The organism is Mangrovicoccus sp. HB161399 (assembly GCF_013184745.1).
Taxonomy (GTDB): Bacteria; Pseudomonadota; Alphaproteobacteria; order Rhodobacterales; family Rhodobacteraceae; genus Mangrovicoccus.
The window spans coordinates 33,596-54,112 of record NZ_JAATVU010000012.1 but is presented as its reverse complement, the minus strand read 5'-3'; the positions used below and the strand labels follow the sequence as shown (position 1 = coordinate 54,112).

Annotated in this window: 18 protein-coding genes; 17 read left to right on the top strand and 1 reads right to left on the bottom strand. The window is 69.2% G+C overall.

The genetic code is table 11. From position 1 onward, the window contains the following. Nucleotides 1-94: 94 nt before the first annotated feature. From HCC78_RS09055 to HCC78_RS09020, 8 genes are all read left to right on the top strand, one after another. A complete protein-coding gene (locus HCC78_RS09055; protein WP_172328441.1) occupies nucleotides 95-1,612 on the top strand; it encodes an amidase in 1,518 nt (505 codons plus the stop codon). Between the two features lie 130 nt (nucleotides 1,613-1,742). Then, nucleotides 1,743-2,369: a nitrile hydratase subunit alpha gene (gene nthA / locus HCC78_RS09050; RefSeq protein ID WP_216671081.1), complete on the top strand. Its 627-nt coding sequence runs from the start codon at nucleotides 1,743-1,745 to the stop codon at nucleotides 2,367-2,369. Next, the gene (gene nthB, locus HCC78_RS09045; RefSeq protein ID WP_172328439.1) at nucleotides 2,366-3,034 is read left to right on the top strand and encodes a nitrile hydratase subunit beta; all 669 of its coding nucleotides are present in this window, start codon (nucleotides 2,366-2,368) and stop codon (nucleotides 3,032-3,034) included. Before nthA ends, nthB begins: the two co-directional genes overlap by 4 nt. Beyond that, nucleotides 3,034-3,510, top strand: coding sequence for a nitrile hydratase accessory protein (locus HCC78_RS09040; protein ID WP_172328438.1), 477 nt, complete (start codon nucleotides 3,034-3,036; stop codon nucleotides 3,508-3,510). The genes nthB and HCC78_RS09040 overlap by 1 nt, the downstream gene beginning before the upstream one ends. A gap of 82 nt (nucleotides 3,511-3,592) precedes the next feature. Beyond that, the gene (locus tag HCC78_RS09035; RefSeq protein WP_172328437.1) at nucleotides 3,593-4,948 is read left to right on the top strand and encodes an amidase family protein; all 1,356 of its coding nucleotides are present in this window, start codon (nucleotides 3,593-3,595) and stop codon (nucleotides 4,946-4,948) included. A 98-nt stretch (nucleotides 4,949-5,046) separates the two neighbouring features. Then, entirely contained in the window at nucleotides 5,047-6,126 is a 1,080-nt protein-coding gene (locus HCC78_RS09030) for a substrate-binding domain-containing protein (protein WP_172328435.1), read from the top strand. A 4-nt stretch (nucleotides 6,127-6,130) separates the two neighbouring features. After that, nucleotides 6,131-8,617: an ATP-binding cassette domain-containing protein gene (locus HCC78_RS09025; protein WP_172328433.1), complete on the top strand. Its 2,487-nt coding sequence runs from the start codon at nucleotides 6,131-6,133 to the stop codon at nucleotides 8,615-8,617. Further along, the gene (locus HCC78_RS09020) at nucleotides 8,614-9,591 is read left to right on the top strand and encodes an ABC transporter permease (RefSeq protein WP_216671080.1); all 978 of its coding nucleotides are present in this window, start codon (nucleotides 8,614-8,616) and stop codon (nucleotides 9,589-9,591) included. The genes HCC78_RS09025 and HCC78_RS09020 overlap by 4 nt, the downstream gene beginning before the upstream one ends. A gap of 45 nt (nucleotides 9,592-9,636) precedes the next feature. Here the strand turns inward: HCC78_RS09020 and HCC78_RS09015 are convergent, their stop codons facing one another. After that, on the bottom strand, nucleotides 9,637-11,013 hold the full coding sequence (locus tag HCC78_RS09015; RefSeq protein ID WP_172328432.1) for a PLP-dependent aminotransferase family protein: 1,377 nt from the start codon (nucleotides 11,011-11,013) through the stop codon (nucleotides 9,637-9,639). A gap of 269 nt (nucleotides 11,014-11,282) precedes the next feature. Here HCC78_RS09015 and HCC78_RS09010 point away from each other — a divergent pair, with 269 nt between their 5' ends. From HCC78_RS09010 to HCC78_RS08970, 9 genes are all read left to right on the top strand, one after another. Beyond that, complete coding sequence (locus tag HCC78_RS09010; RefSeq protein ID WP_172328430.1) at nucleotides 11,283-11,765, top strand: MSMEG_0572/Sll0783 family nitrogen starvation response protein; 483 nt, start codon at nucleotides 11,283-11,285, stop codon at nucleotides 11,763-11,765. 92 nt (nucleotides 11,766-11,857) lie between these two features. Continuing rightward, nucleotides 11,858-12,820, top strand: a complete 963-nt coding sequence (locus HCC78_RS09005; protein WP_172328429.1) for a Nit6803 family nitrilase — start codon at nucleotides 11,858-11,860, stop codon at nucleotides 12,818-12,820. Continuing rightward, nucleotides 12,813-13,925 carry an MSMEG_0568 family radical SAM protein gene (locus HCC78_RS09000; protein ID WP_172328427.1) on the top strand — a complete coding sequence of 371 codons (1,113 nt, stop codon included), beginning with the start codon at nucleotides 12,813-12,815 and terminating at the stop codon, nucleotides 13,923-13,925. Before HCC78_RS09005 ends, HCC78_RS09000 begins: the two co-directional genes overlap by 8 nt. Next, nucleotides 13,922-14,467, top strand: a complete 546-nt coding sequence (locus HCC78_RS08995) for an MSMEG_0567/Sll0786 family nitrogen starvation N-acetyltransferase (RefSeq protein WP_172328426.1) — start codon at nucleotides 13,922-13,924, stop codon at nucleotides 14,465-14,467. Before HCC78_RS09000 ends, HCC78_RS08995 begins: the two co-directional genes overlap by 4 nt. Continuing rightward, entirely contained in the window at nucleotides 14,464-15,441 is a 978-nt protein-coding gene (locus tag HCC78_RS08990; protein WP_172328425.1) for a sll0787 family AIR synthase-like protein, read from the top strand. Before HCC78_RS08995 ends, HCC78_RS08990 begins: the two co-directional genes overlap by 4 nt. Next, nucleotides 15,434-15,721 (top strand): MSMEG_0570 family nitrogen starvation response protein, encoded by a 288-nt coding sequence (locus tag HCC78_RS08985; protein ID WP_172328424.1) that lies wholly within the window; start codon nucleotides 15,434-15,436, stop codon nucleotides 15,719-15,721. The genes HCC78_RS08990 and HCC78_RS08985 overlap by 8 nt, the downstream gene beginning before the upstream one ends. 11 nt (nucleotides 15,722-15,732) lie before the next feature. Further along, a complete protein-coding gene (locus HCC78_RS08980; protein ID WP_172328423.1) occupies nucleotides 15,733-17,007 on the top strand; it encodes an MSMEG_0569 family flavin-dependent oxidoreductase in 1,275 nt (424 codons plus the stop codon). After that, nucleotides 17,004-17,786, top strand: a complete 783-nt coding sequence (locus HCC78_RS08975) for a Pnap_2097 family protein (RefSeq protein WP_172328422.1) — start codon at nucleotides 17,004-17,006, stop codon at nucleotides 17,784-17,786. Before HCC78_RS08980 ends, HCC78_RS08975 begins: the two co-directional genes overlap by 4 nt. A 1,181-nt stretch (nucleotides 17,787-18,967) precedes the next feature. Beyond that, complete coding sequence (locus HCC78_RS08970; protein ID WP_172328421.1) at nucleotides 18,968-20,167, top strand: acyl-CoA dehydrogenase; 1,200 nt, start codon at nucleotides 18,968-18,970, stop codon at nucleotides 20,165-20,167. The last annotated feature ends 350 nt before the right edge of the window (nucleotides 20,168-20,517 follow it).

The following is a 20,517-nucleotide window of genomic DNA, read 5'->3' as shown; positions in this document are numbered from 1 at the left end:
CGGGCCAAGGCGATTGGCCGGGCCAGCAAAGCCGGGCGGCCGGAGCGCCTGTATTCCGGGATCATCGGATGAAACGGAACGGATTGACGACGACATGGCTGTGCAAGTGCCGACCCTCGACCAGCTGCGCGAGACCGCGCGGAAATGCGGGCTCTCGCTGCCCGAGGAGCAGCTGGAGGAGTACCGCGCCGCGATCGGCGCGCGGGCCGCGTCCTACCGCGCCGTCGCCGAGATGCCCGACGAGATCCCGCAGGTCGCCTATCCGCGCACGCCCGGCTACCGCCCCGCGCCGGAAGGGAACCCGCACAATGCCTGGTTCGTGAAGACCGCGATCAGGGGCGCCGAGACAGGCAAGCTGAAGGGCAAGAAGGTCTCGCTCAAGGACAACATCATGCTGGCCGGCGTGCCGATGATGAACGGGCTGATGGCGCTGGAGAAGTACATCCCCGATTTCGACGCCACCGTGGTGACGCGCATCCTCGATGCCGGCGGCGAGATCGCGGGCAAGGCGCATTGCGAGCTTCTCTGCATGACCGGCAGCTCCTTCACCAATGCGGCCGGCCCGGTCCACAACCCGTGGAAGCACGGCTATTCCGCGGGCGGGTCCTCCTCGGGCTCGGCGGTGACCGTGGCGACCGGCGAGGTCGACATGTCGATCGGCTGCGACCAGGGCGGCTCGATCCGCATGCCGTCGTCCTTCTGCGGTATCTACGGGATGAAGCCGACCCACGGCCTGGTGCCCTATACCGGCATCATGCCGATCGAGATCATGATCGACCATGCCGGGCCGATGACCCGCACGGTCGAGGACAACGCGCTGCTCCTCGAGGTGATCGCCGGCGATGACGGCTACGATCCGCGGATCAAGGCGCCCGAGGTCAAGGAGTACACGAAGGCGCTGACCGGCGATATCCGGGGCATGAAGATCGGCGTCCTGGCCGAGGGCTTCATGGACCGCCATGCCGATCCGGCGGTGAACGCGAAGGTCCGCGCGGCGGCAAGCCGGCTGGAGACGCTTGGTGCAGAGCTGGTTGAGGTCTCGGTTCCGATGCATCTGCAGGCGGGCGCGATCTTCGAGCCGATCTGCACCGAGGGCGCCTATGTCACCATGTTCGAGGGCGACGGCTACGGCGCCTCGCGCAACGACCTCTACGCGGTCGGCATGATGGATGCCTATCGCGGCTGGCGGCGGCAGGCGGACGACCTGTCGCCCACGGCCAAGATCGCGCTGATGGCGGGGCGCTATTTCACCGACACCTACGGCACGCGCTTCTACGGCAAGGCCTGGAACATCGCCCGCCGCCTGCGCGCGGCCTATGACGCGCAGCTGGCCGAGGTCGATCTGCTCTTGATGCCGACCACGGCTGTCACGGCCAGGGCGTTCCCGGCCGAGCCGGACCGGCCGTCGCGGGAAACGCTGGACCGCGCGCTGGAAATGGTGGGGATCACCTGTCCCTTCGACATCACCCATCACCCGGCCATGTCGGTGCCCTGCGGGCTCTCGGACGGGCTGCCGGTGGGGATGATGCTGGTCGGAAAGCACTTCGGCGAGGAAACCATCTACCGCGCGGCCCATGCCTTCGAGCAGTCGGGCGACTGGAAGACCTTCTGAGGCAGTCCGGGGCGGCCCGCCCGGTCAATCCGAATGGCCCGCGCGGCAAAGCGCGCCGGACTGCCCCGGCTATGATAGGCTTGGATACTGCGGGGAAGCCGCGGGGACGAACGACAGAGAAAAGCAGGGAATGGACATGTCCGACCATCATCACGGCACCACGCCGCCCTCCGACAGGGCGCTCCGCGTCCGGGCGATGGAGCAGCTCCTGATCGAGAAGGGGCTGATCAAGGAAGGCGCGGTCGACACGATCATTGACATCTTCGAGCATCAGCTGGGGCCGCGGAACGGCGCGAAGGTCGTCGCCCGTGCCTGGGCCGATCCGGCATACAAGGCCCGGCTAATGACGGACGCCTCCGCCGCGATCGAGGAATTCGGCTTCGCCGGCTTCCAGGGCGAATACATGGTGGTCTGCGAGAACACGCCGGAGGTCCATAACGTCGTCGTCTGCACGCTGTGCTCCTGCTACCCGTGGCCGGTGCTGGGCCTACCGCCGACCTGGTACAAGACCGCGCCCTACCGCTCGCGCGTGGTGATCGAGCCGCGCGCCGTGCTGGAGGAATTCGGGCTCTCCATCCCGGATGATGTCGAGGTCCGGGTCTGGGACAGCAACAACGAGCTGCGCTATCTCGTGCTGCCGATGCGCCCCGAAGGCACCGAAGGCTGGAGCGAGGAACAGCTGGCAGAGCTCGTCACCCGCGACTCCATGATCGGCACCGGCGTGGCAGCGGTTCCGGCCAAGGGAGAGCCGGCATGAACTCGATCCACGATCTCGGCGGCATGCATGGCATGGGTCCGCTGCCCTTCGAGGAGAACGAGCCGTTCTTCCACGAGGACTGGGAACGCCGCACGCTCGGCACGCATCTGCTGACGCTGATGACCGGGCTGGCGGTCGCCGACGAGGCGCGCCATTCGATGGAGCGGATCGAGGCGCTGCACTGGCTGGCCTCGCCCTATTACGAGCACTGGCTCGACGGTACCGAGACCTACCTCAAGGAGAAGGGCATCGCCACGGCCGAGGAGCTGGCGACCGGCCACGCGACCGAGCCGCTTCCGGCCTGGGCGGCGGAGCTGTCCGCGCTGGAACCCGAGACGGTGGGCAGGATGATCACTACCAACCATCCGGTGACTGGCGAGGCCGCGGCCGCGCCGAAATACAGGGAAGGCGACAGGGTGCGGTCGATCAACATGAATCCCAGGACCCATACCCGCCTGCCGCGCTACACCCGCGGCAAGCCCTGCACCATCGTCGCCTACCGCGGCGCCTGCCTCTATGCCGATGCCCGCTCGCTCGGCGATTACGGCGCGGTGGACCATACCTACACGGTGCGCTTCGAAGGGGCCGACCTCTGGGGACGGGATGCCGGTCCGAAGGACGCCGTCTATATCGATCTCTACGAAAGCTACCTGGAGGATCTGTGATGGACACTCGCAGCATCATCGCCGCGCTCGATCCCTGCCGCAGCGACCTGGCCGCGCTGGGGCAGGCCGAGATCGGCGCGCCGGGCTTCGGCGAGCCCTGGCACGCGCAGGTCTTCGGCATCGCCATGGCGGCGGCGCAGGCGGGGCTGTTCAGCTGGGGCGACTGGGTGGCGACCTTCTCCGCCGAGATCCGGGCCAATCCGCAGGCCTCGGACGAGACCTCGGAAGAGGCCTACTACCGCCAATGGGCGGCGGCGCTGGCCACGATCCTTGCCGCCACCGGCGCGGCGGAAGGGACCGAGATCGAGGAGGCGGCCGAGCACTGGCGCCGGTCCTACATCGCCACGGAGCACGGCAAGCCGATCCGTTTCCGCCGCGACCTGCCCGCGATGGAGGACGCGCATCCGCACCATCACCATCACCATGGCCACGGCAAGCCGGCGGAGCCCGTCGCCGTGAGCACCGCCACCGCCTGACCTGATCCACGACGAAACGTGACGGCCCGCCCGGTCCCGCTTGGGACCGGACCGGCCTCCCCTTGCCTGACGGACCCGCCCGATGAAGGACCTTTCCTCCCTGCGCCTCACGCTCGATGCCGCCCGTGCCGAGATCGCCCGCGACGGGCTGCCTGCATTGGCGGCCCGGCTGGGCGCGCTCGCCGCGGAAAACCCGCTGAATGCGGTGATCGCGCAGGACTACGCGCCGCCCGAGGGGCTTTCGGGCCCGCTGGCCGGGCTGCCAATCGCGGTCAAGGACAATACCGACGTGCTGCCCTTCGCCACCACCGGCGGCTCGCCCGCGCTCCGGGGCAACATGCCCCTGGCCGATGCGCCGGCCGTGGCGGCGCTGAAGGCGGCCGGGGCCTGGGTGCCGGCCAAGCTGAACCTGCACGAGCTGGCCTTCGGCATCACCTCGGACAATGCCGAATTCGGCCGGGTGATGAACCCCTACGATCCGGAGCGGACGGCGGGCGGCTCTTCCGGCGGCTCGGGCGCGGCCGTGGCGGCGGGGATCGTTCCGGCCGCGCTCGGCACCGATACCGGCGCCTCGGTCCGCATCCCGGCAGCCTTCTGCGGCGTCGCGGGCTTCCGGCCCTCGACCGGTCGCTATTCCGGCGAGGGCGTGCTGGCGATCTCCTGGATGCGCGACACGATCGGCGTGCTGGCCAACTCCCTGGCCGACATCGCCGAGATCGACGCGGTGATCGCGCCGGACGATGCGGCCGCGACCGCGCTGCCGGACCGAAAGCTGCGGCTCGGCCTGCCGGAAGATGCGCTGCCCGGCTACTCCGCGCCGCTGGAGGCCCGCTTCCGCGCAGCTCTCGACCATCTCGTCGCGACAGGAACGGCCGAGATCGTGCCGCTGCCGCCGATGGGCTACCGCGCCGTGGCGGAAGAGGCCGATTTCCCGACGGCCATGGCCGAGGCCCATGCCTTCTGGACGGAGTTCTGCGCGGAACGGCTCGGCTGCAGCTTCGCGGACTTCGCCGCCAAGCTCGGCAGCCCGGACGTGCTCGCGATCTTCGACGCCATGCCCGCCGCAGCCGCCGCCCAGGCGGCAAGCTACCGCGCGATCGTCCGGCACGGACGCGCAAAGCTGCAGGCCGCCACCGGCGCGCTCTTCCCGCGCCACGGCATCGACCTCGTGGTGGCGCCGACCTCGCCGGTGCAGCCGCCGCGGATTGCGGAATACGCGGCCATCCCGGCAGGGGGCGAGACGCGCCCGACCCTGCCGGTCGTCACCCAGAACACCCAGATCGCCACCATCACCGGCCAGCCCTCGCTGAGCCTGCCGGCCGGGCTCGATGCCGACGGGCTGCCTGTCGGGATGATGCTGGAAGGCCCGATCGGCACCGACCGGCTGCTTCTGGGCCTCGCGCTTCGCATCGAGGCGGCGCTGGCCGGACTGCCCTGAGCTTCCGCATCCCCGTGCGGAATGCCCGCGGCGCAGCTCCCCTCGGCGCCGCGGGCCCAGATGACCCAAACAATCAAGACCAACAGCGGAGACCTCCCATGACGAAATTCCTCCTCGCTTCCTCGGCCCTCGCGGGCGCGCTGGCCCTCGCAGGGGCCGCCATGGCCGAAGAGCCCACCAAAATGGGCGAAGGCGCCGACATCGCCGCGATGTGCGGCACGAAGCCCGCGCGCATCGCGCTGATCGACGGAATCGGCGGCGACACCTGGCGGCGCACCACGCAGCAGGAGCTGCGCGCCGAAGCCGCCAAATGCCCCAACATCACCGAGATCCGCTATTCCGACGCGGGCGGCGACCAGCAGAAATACAACAGCGACATCAACAGCTTCGTTGCGCAGGGCTTCGACATCATCATCGCCTTCGCCGATTTCGGCGACGCCTCGATCCCGGCCTACCGCGCCGCCACCCGCGCGGGCGTGACCATGGTGCCCTATTTCTCGAAGCTGACGGGCCAGCCCGGCCGCGACTACACCGTCAATGTCTACCAGGACCAGACCGTCGCAGGCCATCTCTGGGCCGACTGGATCGGCGATCATTTCGAGAATGCCAAGATCGTCATGCTGGGCGGCATGCCCGGCGCGGCCTCCTCGACGAACTTCTTCAACGGCTTGAAGGAAGGGATGGAGAAGCATCCCGATATCGAGCTCCTGCAGGACACCTATGTCACCACCAACTGGAACATGGCCGACGCGCAGCGCGCCACCGCGGGGCTGATCGCCACCTATCCGAAGATCGACGCGATCATCGCCGATCACGGCCCGGGCGCGCTGGCCGCGGTCAACGCCTTCCAGCAGGCCGGCGAGCCGGTCCCGGCGATGCTGACCATCGCCTCGGGCAACGAGCTGAACTGCAAGTGGGAAGCCGACAAGGAAGCGGGCAACCCCTGGGACTTCTACGCGCTCGACGGCACGACCACCATCGTGCGCTTCGCGCTGCGCCGCGCGCTGGCCGAGTTCGAGGGCACCGAGGATCCCGAGAGCCTGGAACTGATCCCCTACAACTCGGTGGACTCCTTCGAGAATGTCGGGCTGCCCTGCAATGCCGACCTGCCGCCGGATGCCGATCTGTCGTCGCTCCTCTCCGAGGAAGACATGAAAAAAGTCTTCGGCTGGAACTGATCGCATGACCGGGTCCGCAACGACTACAGATGCCCTCCTCCTGGAGGGCATCACCAAGCGCTTCGGGCCCGTCACGGCGCTCGACGATGTTTCCCTCGCCATCCGGCAGGGCGAGATCCATGCGCTTGTCGGAGAGAACGGTGCCGGGAAATCGACACTGATGGCCGTGGCCTCGGGCGCGCTGGTGCCCGAGGAAGGAACCGTGCGGTTCTTCGGCGAGGCGCTGACCGGCCATCCGGGCGAGACGCGCGAGAAGGGCCTGGCCATCGTCCGCCAGGAGCCTTCGCTGATGCCCGACCTGACCGTGGCCGAGAACATCCATGTCGGCCTGCCCGCGCGGCTGCGCCCCGGGGTGGGCGAGCTGAGCGCCTTCGTGCGCGAGCGCCTCGCCTTCTGGCGCGAGGATCACGGCATCGACCCCGGCGCACGGATCGAAAGCCTTCTGCCCGAAAAGCGCTTCATCGTCGAGATCGTCAAGGCCATCGCCTCCGAGCCGCGGCTCCTGATCCTCGACGAGCCGACCGAGCACTTGTCGGGCCGCGACGTCACGCGGCTCTTCGAGGTCGTGCGTGAGCTGGCGGCGAAGGGCTGCGCGGTGGTCTACATCTCCCACCGCATCCGCGAAGTGCGCGAGATCGCCGAACGCATCTCCGTTCTGCGCTCCGGCCGGCAGGTGGGCACCCGCGACGCGCATCACCTCGACGAGGACGACATCATCGCGCTGATCGTAGGCCGCCGGGTGGAGCGTCCCTTCCCGCCGAAGGCCGGGCCGGGCGAGACCGGCGAGCGCATCTTCGAGCTGCACGGCGTTTCCGGCCCCGGCTTCCGCGACATCGTCATGCGGGTCGACCGCGGCGAGATCGTCGGCCTCGCCGGGATCGACGGCCATGGCCAGCGCGAGCTGATGCGGGCCCTGGCCGGGCAGAAGCCGGTCGAGGGCCGCATCAATGTCGCCGGGCGGCTGGTGAAGATCGCCTCGCCGCGCGACGCGCGCAGGGCGGGCATCCGCTTCGTCCCCGGCGACCGCCACCGCGAGGGCCTGCTGCCGGGCCTGTCGGTGCGCGAGAATTTCTCGGTCCGCTCGATCGAGAAGGACACCAAAGGCGGCGTGATCTCCATGGGGGCCGAGAAGCGCCGCGCCCGCGAAGCGCTGGGACGGCTCGACGTGAAGATGGCCGGGATCGAGGCGCCGATCACCTCGCTGTCGGGCGGCAACGCGCAGAAGGTGATCCTGACCAGCGTCATGGCGGGCGATCCCGAGGTGCTGCTGCTCGACGAGCCGACCCAGGGCGTCGACGTGGGCGCGCGGGCCGAGATCTATTCGGTGATGCGCCAGGCCGCCCGCGAGGGCATGAGCCAGATCGTCGTCTCCTCCGACCGCGGCGAGCTCGTCGGGCTCTGCGATCGGGTCTACGTGTTCTCGCGCGGCCAGATCGTCGCCGAGCTTTCGGGCGACCGGGTCAATGACGACGCCATCGCCCAGGCGATGATGACTGCCACCAACACCCGCGCGGCAGCGGCCGAATGGGGCGGGCGGCTGGCGCGGCTCGGCTCTTCGGACTGGGCGCCTTTCCTGATGCTCGCGGCGGCGATCCTGATCCTCGGCGCTGTCGCAGGATCGGTGAACCCGTATTTCCTCACGGAACGCTCTCTCACCAACCTGATGGCGATGACCGCGACGCTGGCCATGGTGGCCTATGGCCAGCACCTCCTGATGCTCACCGGCGGCATCGACCTGTCGGTCGGCCCGCTGATGGGGCTCTGCGCCGTGACCGGGTCGTTCTTCCTCTCCGGCGATCCCTGGCTGGTTCCGAGCCTCGGCTGGGCCTCGATCCTCGTTGTCGCCGCCATGGTCGGCGCGGTGAACTTCGTGCTTGCCGGACCGCTGAAGCTGCATCCGATGGTGGCGACGCTGGCGACCTACATGGCGGTGCAGGCGGTTTCGCTGCTCCTGCGCCCGGTCCCGGCGGGGATGACGGATTTCGACATTCTCGACATCCTCGGCCACCGCTTCGGCCCGGTCCCGGCGAGCTTCGCAGTGGCGGTGGTCGCGGGCATCCTGCTCGACCTCGCGCTGATGCGCTCGGGCGCGGGCATCCGCTGGCGCGCCTTCGGCTCCAACGGCGAGGCCGCACGGGTCGCGGGCATCCGTCCGATGGCGATGCAGGCCGCGGCCTATATCGGCTGCTCGGTGCTGACCGCGCTGGCCGCGATCATGATGATCGAGCAGGTCGCGATCGGCGATCCGCGGGCGGGCATGGGCTATACCCTGACCTCGATCGCCGCGGTGGTGATCGGCGGCACGGCGCTGCGCGGGGGCCGCGGGCTCTTCGTCGGCTCGCTGCTGGGGGCGCTCTTCATCTCGCTCATCAACTCGGCCGCCACCTTCCTGCAGCTCGATCCGGCCTGGCAGAACTACCTGCTCGGCGGGCTGATCATCCTCGCGGTGGCCTTCTATTCCTACTCCAGATCCAAGGCGGTATCGGCATGACCACGGACACGATCAACGGCAAGCCGCGGCGCCTGCCCGGGCTCAAATTCGGGTCGATGTCGGAATTCGGCTGGGTCTGGATCGCGCTGGTGCTGGTCTTCGCTGCCTCCGCGGTTCTGGCGCCGGGAACGGTTCGGCCCGGGGCGCTCCTGTCGATGCTGCCCTTTGCGGCAATGCTGGCCATCGTCTCGGCCGGGCAGACCGTCATCATCCAGCAGCGCGGGCTCGACATGTCCTCGGGCGCGATCATGACCGTCTCGGGGCTGGTTGTGGCGCGCGTGGCGCTGGAGACCGGTTCCCTGCCGCTGGCGCTGCTTGCCACCTTCGCGGCAGCGGCGGCCATGGGGCTGGTCAACGGCATCGCGGTCTCGGTCTTCCGGATCACCCCGATCGTGGCGACGCTGGCCACCGGCGCGGTCTATGCCGGCGTGGCGCGGCATGTCTCGAACGGCAACTCGATCAGCGCGCCCGCCGCGCTGGCGGAGTTCGTCCACCTGAAGATCGCGGGCCTGCCGGCCATCCTGATCCTCTCGGCCCTCGTGGTGGCGCTGATGGCCGCGGTGATCCGCTTCACCCCGCTCGGGCGCCGCTTCACCGCGGTGGGCGCGAGCCCGGCAGCGGCGACGGCGGCAGGCTTTCCGTCGATGCCCTATCTGGTCGGGACCTACGCGGTCGGCGCGCTCTATTTCGCGCTCGGCGGCATCCTCTTCACGGGCTTCATCAACTCGGCGACGATCACGGCGGGGAATGACTACCTGCTGCCTTCGATCGCGGCGGTGGTGGTGGGCGGCACGCCCTTCACCGGCGGCAAGGGCAGCGTCGTCGCCTCGGCCGTCGCGGCGGTCTTCATGACCCAGCTCGGCCAGATGGTCCTGGCCATGGGGGCGGGCACGCCGGTCCAGTATCTGGTGCAGGCCGCCGTCATCGTGCTGGCCCTGGCCGCGCCGCGGCTGGCGAAGCTGGCCAGGGGCTGAGCCCGCACCGCGCAGGGGGCATGGCCTCCTGCGCGGCCTTTCGCGTCATCCCATGAAGGCGTTCGGGGCCATCACATTGGCGAGGAAGAAGAGCTGCTCGCGCAGCGCGTCGCGCGAGATGGCGCCGCCGAGGCAGACCCGCAGCTTGTCGCTGACCGGGCCTGCCACGGTGAAGGCATCGGCGGGCATCAGTCCGAGCGGCCGGCCGGCCATGCGCGCGACGATGTCGGCTCGGCCGATGCCTTCGGGCAGGGCGAGCCAGATGTTGAAGGCGTTCTCCTCCGAGCAGTAGCGGTGGCCGTCCAGCGCCTCGGCGGCGATCTGCTGGCGTGCCGCGCTTTCGGCGCGGATGAAGCGGCGGATGCTGTCGGCAGTGCCGTCCTCGATCCATTGCGTCGCCAGGGCCATGTTGATCGGCGAGGGCATGACGGAGGTCGCGCGCAGGGCTTGCGCCAGCGCATGGGCGTCGCGGCCCGAGGGCGCGACGGTGTAGGCCAGCCTCAGCCCCGCGCCGATGCATTTCGCCAGCCCGCCGATATGCCAGGTCAGTTCCGGCGCGCTGACCGCCAGCGGCGCGGGCGCCTTGGGCGGGATGAAGCCGTAGGCGTCGTCCTCGATCAGCGGGATGCCGTGGCGGTTGATCGCCTCGGAAAGTTCCAGCCGCCGCTCGACGGGCACCGTCAGCGTCGTCGGGTTCTGCAGCGTCGGGTTCATGTAGACCGCGCGCGGCGCCTTCTCGCGGATGGCCGCATCCAGCGCATCTGGCAGCATGCCGTCGAGATCCATCGGCACGCCGACCAGCTCGATCCCCAGCCGCCCGGCGATGTTGCGCAGCCCCGGATAGGTGATCCGCTCGCAGAGCACCCGGTCGCCCGGCCGCGCCAGCAGCGTCAGGATCGCGGTCATTGTGGCATGCGCCCCCGGCGTCACCGCGATGCGTTCCAGCCGCGGAACCATGCCGCGCAGGCTGAGCCACGTGGAGGCCGCGACCCGGTCCTTCTCGCTGCCCACGGCCGACTGGTAGCGCAGGAGCGGCACCAGGTTCGCGCCGACATAGGCCAGCCCCGCCTGCATCCGCGCCAGCAGCTCCGGATCGGCGGGTTCGGGCGGCATGTTCATGCTGAGATCGGTCTCGCCTGCGCGCGCCTCGTCGGGCAGGGTCGGCAAGGCGGCGGGGGCGGGCACCGCGACGAAGGTGCCCCGGCCGACATGGCTGTCGATCAGCCCGCGCGACTGCGCCTCGGCATAGGCGCGGCTGACGGTTGTGAAGTCGATGCCCAGCCGCTCGGCCAGTCGCCGCTGCGGCGGCAGCCGGTCGCCCGGGGACAGGGTGCCTGCTCGGATGTCAGCGGCGATCGCCTCGGCGATGGCCAGGTAGCGCGGCTTGCCGCTGCCGGCGATGCGGGGGGTCCAGTCGGTCATGGGGTCTCCTAGCGCAGGACTGGACCCGATTGAAGCGGATTGTATGTATGGAAGATTGATTCAGATCAATTCCGGAATGTTTTCCGCCAAGCGGACCCATCGACTGGCGGACATGCTCGGATAGTCGGCATGGAAGCGCGAAAAGTGCCCATCGCATAAGCGGTCGACGAATCATTGCTGGAATAATTGTATGGATATTGAACCGCTATTTGACTGCAGACATTTGGCGGTCCATCACGGTGCCAGGACATCAAGCCAAGGAGATCGCGATGCCCGAAGTTACCAAGGAAGCGCACAAGGACGGGGATTTCTTCGTCAATTACGAGGAAAAGGTCTTCGAGGACGTCAAGGCCGACGAGGGCGAGAAGGCGCTGGTCACGTTCCACACGGTCGCCTTCGAAGGCTCCATCGGACTCGTCAACATCCTGAACGCCATCCGGCTGAACCGCAAGGGCTACGAGACCTCGATCCTGCTCTACGGCCCGGGCGTGACCCTGGGCATCCAGCGCGGCTTTCCGACGCTCGGCGACGAGGCCTTCCCGGGCCACCAGAATTTCGCGGTCAACCTCAAGAAGTTCATGGGCGAGGGCGGCAAGGTCTATGCCTGCCGGTTCGCGCTGCAGGCGCTCTACGGCCATGGCGAGCCGTCGCTGCTGCCCGGCATCGTGCCGATCGCGCCGCAGGACGTTCTCGACTGCATCCTGCTGCACAAGAAGGCAAATGCCGTGATCCTCGACACCTGGACGGTGTGACCCGTCCGCAGCCGGGGAGACCGCACCCGGTCTCCCCGGACCCCTCTGGTGCGCGCCGCACCGCTGCTGCTCCCTGTCAGGAGGCCCCGCCCATGAGAACCGACACGATCCGCGCCGCTGCGGTCCAGATCGCCCCCGACCTCTCGGGGCGCGCAGGCACGATCGAGCGCGTGCTGAACGCCATCGCCGAAGCTGCGGGCAAGGGCGCGCGCTTCATCGTTTTCCCCGAGACCTTCGTGCCCTACTACCCGTATTTCTCCTTCGTGCTGCCGCCCGTGCAGCAGGGCGCGCCGCATCTGGAGCTGATGAAGGAAGCCGTCACCATTCCCTCGCCGGAGATGGCAGCGGTGGCCGAAGCTGCGCGAAAGCATGGGGCGGTGGTTGTGCTCGGCGTGAACGAGCGCGACCATGGCTCGCTCTACAACGCCCAGCTCATTTTCGATGCCGACGGCACGCTGAAGCTCAAGCGCCGCAAGATCACGCCGACCTACCATGAACGCATGGTCTGGGGGCAGGGCGACGGCGCCGGGCTGAAGGTCGTGGAGACCGCTGCGGGCCGTGTCGGCGCGCTGGCCTGCTGGGAGCATTACAACCCGCTGGCCCGCTATGCGCTGATGGCCCAGCACGAGGAGATCCATGCCGGGCACTATCCCGGCTCGCTGGTGGGTGACATCTTCCGCGACCAGATCGAGGTGACGATGCGCCACCATGCGCTGGAATCGGGCTGCTTCGTGGTCAATTCCACCGGCTGGCTGACCGAGGAACAGATCGCGCAGATCCATCCCGATCCAAGCTTGCAGAAGGCGATGCGCTCGGGCTGCATGACCTGCATCATCTCGCCCGAAGGCCGCCATCTGGCCGAGCCGCTGACCGAAGGCGAGGGCATGGTGATCGCCGACCTGGACATGAAGCTGATCGCCAAGCGCAAGCGGATGATGGACTCGGTCGGCCATTATGCACGCCCCGAGCTCCTGAGCCTGTTGCATGACGCCCGCCCCGCCCAGACCCGCCACGAGGTCCTGCCCGAGCCCGAGGAGACCGCCGAAGATGCCTGAGACAGACCGCTCCGACCTGATCAACGACCTGCAGACCCGCGGCATGCGCCTCGCCGATCCGCGCGCGGGCCATGAGAGCCGCCGCGGCGGGGCAGGGCCTTCGGACCACAAGGCGGTGACGCTTGGCGACGTGACCGTGATGGTCCCGGTCCATACCGCGCCCGCCTTCGACAGTCCCTATCTGGTCGAGCCGCCCGGTCCGGACGGCCGGGCCCGCGTCACCCGCGACGGCACGGAGGTCGCGCGGATCAGCTTTCCGGCGCGCCCGCATTTCTACGACCTGACGACCAGCGACGGCGTGGCGATGAACAAGATCGCGGTGCTGCATTCGAAGGACGTGCTGGCCACTACCGTGCTGCAGACCTGCATCCGCTACGAGAGCCGAAAGAAGACCTGCCAGTTCTGCTCGATCGGCCAGTCGCTGGCGGCGGGGCGCACCGTTGCGCACAAGACGCCGCAGCAGCTGGCCGAGGTGGCGAAGGCCGCGGTGGAGCTCGACGGCGTAACCCACATGGTGCTGACCACCGGCACGCCCAAGGGCTCCGACCGCGGTGCCGCGGTGCTCTGCGACAGTGCGCGGGCGATCAAGGCCGCCGTCGATCTGCCGATCCAGGCGCAATGCGAGCCGCCGGAGGACGACATCTGGCACCAGCGGATGCGCGAGGCCGGAGTCGACGCGCTCGGCATGCATTTGGAGGCGGTGACGCAGGAGGTGCGCGAACGCATCATGCCCGGCAAGGCGTCGGTGCCGCTGGAAAAGTACTTCTCCAGCTTCGAGGCGGCCGTGAAGGTCTTCGGCCGCGGCCAAGTCTCCACCTATATCCTCGCCGGTCTCGGCGACAGCGCCGAGGACATCCTCGCCATGTCGGAAAAGCTCTGCACGATGGGCGTCTATCCTTTCGTCGTGCCCTTCGTGCCGATCTCGGGCACGCCGCTCGAAAGCCACCCGGCGCCCACGTCGGAGTTCATGGCCTCGATCCTGCGCCCGCTGGGCCAGATGGTCGTCGCCTCCGGCATGCGGTCTTCCGAGATCAAGGCCGGCTGCGGCAAATGCGGGGCCTGCTCGGCGCTCTCCACCTATGAAAAGCTCAAGGTGCCGGCATGATCTTTCCCGAACCGCGCGATTTCCACGTCCCCGGCTACTACATCCGCGCCGCCTCCACCCGCTGGGAAGCTAGGGGCGCCGCCGATCTGCGCCACCGCGTCTTCGTCGGGGAGCAGGGCATCTTCGCCGACCATGACCGCGACGAGACCGACCTGATCGCCACCCATCTTGTGGCGCTCTCGACCTATGCGCATGAGGCCGATCAGGTGGTCGGCACGGTGCGCATCCACGAGGAGCATCCCGGCCTCTGGTGGGGCTCGCGCCTCGCCGTCGACCGCGATTTCCGCAATGTCGGGCGTCTCGGGGCCGAGCTGATCCGGCTCGCGGTCTCCACCGCCAATGCCCGCGGCTGCCACACATTCCGCGCCCATGTGCAGATGCAGAACGTCGTGCTGTTCCGCCGTCTGCGCTGGGACGTGAAGGACGAGCTGACGATCCACGGCCATCCCCATGCGCTGATGGAGGCGCGGCTGGACCGCTACCCGCCCTGCGCCGATCCGGTGGCGGGCTGGTATCACCGGCCGCGGCGGGTCGCGGCATGAGCCTCGCCGCCGTCACGGAGCTGGAGGCGCTTGCAGAGCGGCTGCGCGCGCATCCCTCGATCCGCTCGAAGCTCGGCATCGGCCTTGCGGCGGCGGGGCTGGGTCTGACTTCAGCGTCGCCTGGCCGTCCCGGCGATGACGCTGCCGCACTGCCCAACGGCGCGGGCTGGGATCTGCTGGCGGGCGAGGGCTTCATCCCCGGCTTTGTCGCTGCGGATCCATGGTTTGCGGGCTGGTGCGGCGTGATGGTCAATCTCTCCGACATCGCCGCGATGGGCGGGCGGGCGACGGCAATCCTCGACCAGATCTGGGCGCCCTCGGCGGAGGCCGCCCGCCCGCTGATGCAAGGCCTGCGCGACGCGGCGGAGGCCTATGGCGTGCCGCTGGCCGGCGGCCACACGAATTTCGGCGCGCCCGCGCTCGGGCTGGCGGTTTCTGTCCTGGGCAAGGCCGATGCCTTGATCACCAGCTTCGACGCCCGTCCCGGCGACCTTCTCATTGCTGCCGCCGACCCGCGCGGGCGCTACGTGAATTTCGACAATTTCTGCGCTGCGCTCGACGCGCCGCATGCAAGGTTGCGGGGCGATCTGGCGCTGCTGCCCGAGCTTGCCGAAGCGGGGCTCGTCCGGGCGGGCAAGGACATCAGCCAGGGCGGGATCATCGGCACAGCGCTGATGCTGGGGGAATGCTCTGGGGTCTCCATCGAGATCGACCTCGCCGCGCTCGCGCCGCCGCCGGGCATCGGCGCCGAGCGCTGGCTGAGGACCTTTCCGAGCTTCGGTTTCCTGCTCGCCGTCGCCCCGCGGGACAGCAATGCCGTCTGCGCCCGCTTCGCCGCCCGCGGCATCGACGCGAATGCCATCGGCCGCGTCACCGAAGGGTCCGCCGTCACGCTGGCCGACGGCCAGGACCGGGCCCTGTTCTGGGACCATGCCGCCACCCCCTATCTCGACCTCGGAGGCAACCATGCCTGAGACCTACTGGACCGTCCGCTGGCCCGACGGCGCCGAGGAGCGGCTCTATTCGCCCTCCTCCGTCGTGGCCGAGCTCTTCACCGCCGGGCAAAGCTACCCTGTCCCCGATTTCCTCGCCCGCGCCCGCATCGCGATGGAGCGCGCCTCGAACCGGGTGGAGCGCAAATACGGCTTCGCCTGCACCTCCGCGATGGCGCAGCTCGATGCCATCGAGGCCCGGGTCGCCGCACTCGGCGAGGCCCCGGGCGCGGAAATCGCCTGCCTCGCCATCAGCCAATGAAGGATCCCGCCATGAAGGACCTCGCCGCCCCGCACATCCCTGCCGCCATCATCGGCGGCGGCCAGGCCGGCCTTTCGGTTGCGTACCAGCTGAAGAAGCAGGGCATCGACAGCATCGTCTTCGAGCGCCACAAGGCGTTCCATTCCTGGCGATCCAACCGCTGGGACAGCTTCTGCCTGGTGACCCCGAACTGGCAGTGCCGCCTGCCTGACTTCCACTATGACGGGGAGTACGGCGGCACCGACCCCGACGGCTTCATGCTGAAGGACGAAATCACCGGCTATCTCGACGCCTTCGCCCAAAGGACCGCGCCGGACCTGCGCGAGGGCGTCGAGGTGACCCGCGTCGCGCCGCGGCCCGATGGCGGGTTCGACGTGGAGACCTCGATCGGCAGCTGGCGCGCGGAGCAGGTGGTCATCGCCACCGGCGGCTACGACACGCCGATCGAGCCGGACTACGCGAAGAATCTCGACCCGGCGATCTTCCAGATGCATTCGGTCGACTACCGCAACCCGGAACAGTTCCCCGAGGGCGGCGTGCTGATCGTCGGCACCGGCCAGTCGGGCGTGCAGCTGATGGAGGATTTCACCCGCGCCGGCCGCAAGGTGCATCTGGCCGTCGGTCCCGCCCCGCGCAGCCCGCGGAAATACCGCGGCCGCGATGCCACCGACTGGCTCTACGACATGGGCCATTACGCGGTCACCATCGCGGAGCATCCCGATCCGGTGAAGGCCCTGACCCAGACCAACCACTACATGTCCGGCCGGGACGGCGGCAAGGAGATCGACCTGCGCCGCTGGCATGTCGAGAAGGGCGTCGCGCTGCACGGCTCGCTTGCCGGCATGGACGGCACGCAGGTCCGCTTCCTTCCGGATCTGGCGAAGAATCTCGACGATGCCGACCGCAGCTATTGCGGCATCCGCGAGGTGATCGACGCCTGGATCGCCCTCGAGGGCATCGACGCGCCGGAAGAGCCGCCTTTCGCCAAGCTCTGGGAGCCGGAGGCAGAGCCGGTGGCGCTGGATCTCGCGGAGGCGGGCGTGACCTCGGTGCTGTGGGCGATCGGCTTCCGCCCGGATTACGGCTGGATCGAGGCGGATGTCTTCGACGCCCGCGGCAAGCCGGTCTTCGATCGCGGCGTCACCGCGCACCCGGGGCTGCATTTCATCGGGCTTGGCTGGCTCAATACCTGGGGGTCCGGCCGCTTCCTCGGCATCGAGGAGGACAGCGCGCACCTGGCCTCGCAGATCGCCGCGCAGCTCGCGGATGCGAAGGTCGGGGCATGACGGCCGCGCTGCGCCTTGCCTCGGCTGCGGACGCGCCGGAGGTCCGGGACCTGATCCGGCTCGGCATGGCGCAGCTCTCGCCCTGGGGGCTGTCCGAACAATGGCTGCTGCGCGAGGCGGGCGACCGGCACTGGGCGCTGATCGCCGGCTGCCTCGGCCAGGACGGCACCGCCTTCCGCGATGCCGGTGGGCGCCCGGTCTATGCCGCCTTCTGTGCCACCTCCCTGCAGCTCGTCCCGGCGCCGGGGCTTCTGGGGGAAGAGGCGCAGATCCGCTCCCGGCTTTTTTCCCTCGGTCCGAACCGGCTGGGCTCGGTCCATTCCCTGCGCGGCCCCGCGGGCAGGATCGGGCGGATCGCCATGGTCAGCTGCTTCCTGCGCCATGATGCGACCGGCTCCAACCGGCGCCTCCTGCGCAGCGCGCTTCCGGGCCTCGCGGAGGTTCCGCCCGCCCCGCCGGAGTTGCAGGCGCTGAACGCCCGCGCCCGCGGCATGGCCCGCGCCGCCCGCGGCGGGGGCGAAAGCTCCGCGCCGCTCCTGCGCTATGCCCCGGTCCCTGCACTGGATTTCAACGCGGCGGGACTGCTCTATTTTCCTACCTTCTCGAAGATTGCCGAATTGGCAGCTCCCTCGGCCGGCCCGCCCGCAACGCGCGACATCGCCTATCTCGGCAATCTCGACATCGGGGAGACGGTCACGGCAACCTGCAAGGGCGGCCTGCTCATCCTCGGGACTGGGGATGGCGGCGCAATCGCGGCCATCCGAAGCGCCGGGGCCTGAGCCCGGGTCCGGTCGGCACGCCGGCGAGGAGGGAGCCGCCCCCGGGCCGTCGTGGCATGGCCGCCGGAGAGGACCCGCGGTATGATGGCAAGCTGTGGATTTTCCGCAGCCCGAAATCCTTGCGCAATGCTTGGGAGGCGCCTCGCGGCTCCGGCATGCGGGAGGGATGGCGCGGGCGGGTTTCCGGAGACGGGACGCAGGACGGCGAGCCTGCACTCCCGGCATCTGGCGCAGACCGCGTGCGGCTCTCCATTCGTCCAGTCCGTTGCCGATGCGGCGCAGAGGGCAGCCCCTTCCGGCAAGCGTGTGGTCCAGCGGGAATTTGGCGACTGAGCGGGACCGTGAAATCGTCCGGGAGACGTTTCCCCCGGCGAATGCGATCCGGACGGACATGGGCATCAAGGTTCTCTCCGGGACCGGTGGCGGGCAAGTCCCGCGATGCCCCCCCAGTTCGGGGACAAGAGCAATGCATCGGAGACCGGGCGGTCGGGGCAAACTCAGGCAAGGCCGGCGAGGCGCCAGTCCCCGGGCAGGGCGTTTCCCGGATTGTCTGCCGAACCTCCTCATTCCCAGGGTTGACGCGCGGACATCGCGCCCCTGGGGGAGAGGGACGTCACCGCGGTCGGAGCTGTGTGCAGCCGAGTCGGAAATAGGATCGCTTTCCGCCGCGGCGGGCTGGCACGGCCGAGGCGCGGGGGTGATGTCCCCGCTCCCGCTTGCCGACAACGGACAGGGCCGGGTCCTGCAACCCGATGTGGCGGAACGCAAGGGCATTCCAGGGGGACCACTCGCGGGACCGGAGCCGCGGCCGCCGGACCGAAATGCAGGCTGGAGCCGGACGGAGGACGAGGTTCGGCCGGCGACTTCCCGGCGCCGGGAGGGCTGGACCTGCGCGGCGCTGCCAAGGAGTGGTGCCGCGCGTCTCTGACCGCCAGGTGCACGAGGTCCGGACCAAGGACATCCGCGGCGGCGGCCGGACCGGCGGTGCCTGCCGCCCGTTCCCTGACTGCGTCGCCGCAGCCGCGGGATGGGGCGCCCCGGGGGAGGGAAACTGCGGCTGTCGCCGCATTTTCGCGACAGGGCCGGCCGGCAGGACGGGGGTCCGTAAAGCCGTTTTCCTTTGCCGCGCGTTCCGCCTAGGGTCGGCCGCAGAATGTCGCCGGCAGCCGGAAGGAGGAGCCATGTCCAAGACGTCGCACAAGGGGATCGCGTTCAGCTGGTCCGATCCGTTTCTCCTGGAGGAGATGCTTGCCGAGGAAGAGCGGATGATCGCCGATGCCGCCCGGGCCTTTGCCGCCGACCGGCTGTTGCCGCGCGTGGAGGACGCCTTCCTGGAGGAACGCACGGATCCCGAGATTTTCCGCGAGATGGGCGAGAACGGCCTCCTGGGCGTCACCGTGCCCGAGGAATACGGCGGGGCAGGCGCCTCCTATGTCTCCTACGGGCTGGTTGCCCGCGAGGTCGAGCGCGTCGACTCTGGCTACCGCTCGATGATGTCGGTGCAGTCCTCGCTGGTCATGTTCCCGATCCATGCCTACGGCTCGGAGGCGCAGAAGCGGAAATACCTGCCGAAGCTCGCCTCGGGCGAATGGATCGGCTGTTTCGGCCTGACAGAGCCGGATGCCGGGTCGGACCCGGCGGGGATGAAGACCCGCGCGGTCCGGACTGCGGACGGCTACCGGCTGACCGGGTCGAAGATGTGGATCTCCAACGCGCCGATCGCCGATGTCTTCGTGGTCTGGGCGAAATCCGAAGAGCATGGCGGCAAGGTGCGCGGCTTCGTGCTGGAGAAGGGCATGAAGGGGCTGACGGCGCCCAAGATCGGCGGCAAGCTCAGCTTGCGGGCCTCGATCACCGGCGAGATCGTGATGGACAATGTCGAGGTCGGCGAGGAGGCGCTGCTGCCCGGGACCGAGGGCATGGGCGGACCCTTCGGCTGCCTCAACCGCGCGCGCTACGGCATCGCCTGGGGCGTGATGGGCGCGGCCGAGGATTGCTTCCACCGGGCGCGGCAATATGGGCTCGACCGGCACCAGTTCAAGCGACCGCTGGCCGCGACGCAGCTCTACCAGAAGAAGCTCGCCGACATGGAGACCGAGATCGCTCTGGGGCTGCAGGCCTGCCTGCGGGTCGGCCGGCTCTTCGACGAGGGGCGCTTCGCCCCGGAGATGATCTCGCTGATCAAGCGCAACAACTGCGGCAAGGCGCTGGATATCGCGCGGGCAGCGCGGGACATGCATGGCGGCAACGGAATCCAGATCGGCTACCACGTGATGCGCCACGCCCAGAACCTGGAAACGGTCAACACCTACGAGGGCACGCATGACGTCCACGCGCTGATCCTCGGCCGCGCGATCACCGGCCTGCAGGCCTTCGGCTGAGACTGGACGGCACTCCGGCCGTCCCAGCCGGAGTGCCGCGTTGGGGCAGCGCGCGCTTGCCGTCCGGTCTGCGGATCGCCCCGACGGGAGCGGTTCCGGCCGTTGGCCTGGCGGCGGCATGGGTCCTTGCCGCCAGCTTTGCCATGTGTCCGTCGATCTGCAGGATCTCCCGCCCATGGAGGAGCGGTTTCGGCCCGAAGAGCATGGTGTGATGACCCGGCACGGCATGGGAGATCCGTTCCGGCGCTGCCGTTCCCCGGCCGCCGAGTCCGGTTCGAACGGTGGCACATTCGCGGGCTGCCGCCGGGGCGGCCCTGCGCGGCGCAGGATCGCCAGGGCCGTCTGATCCG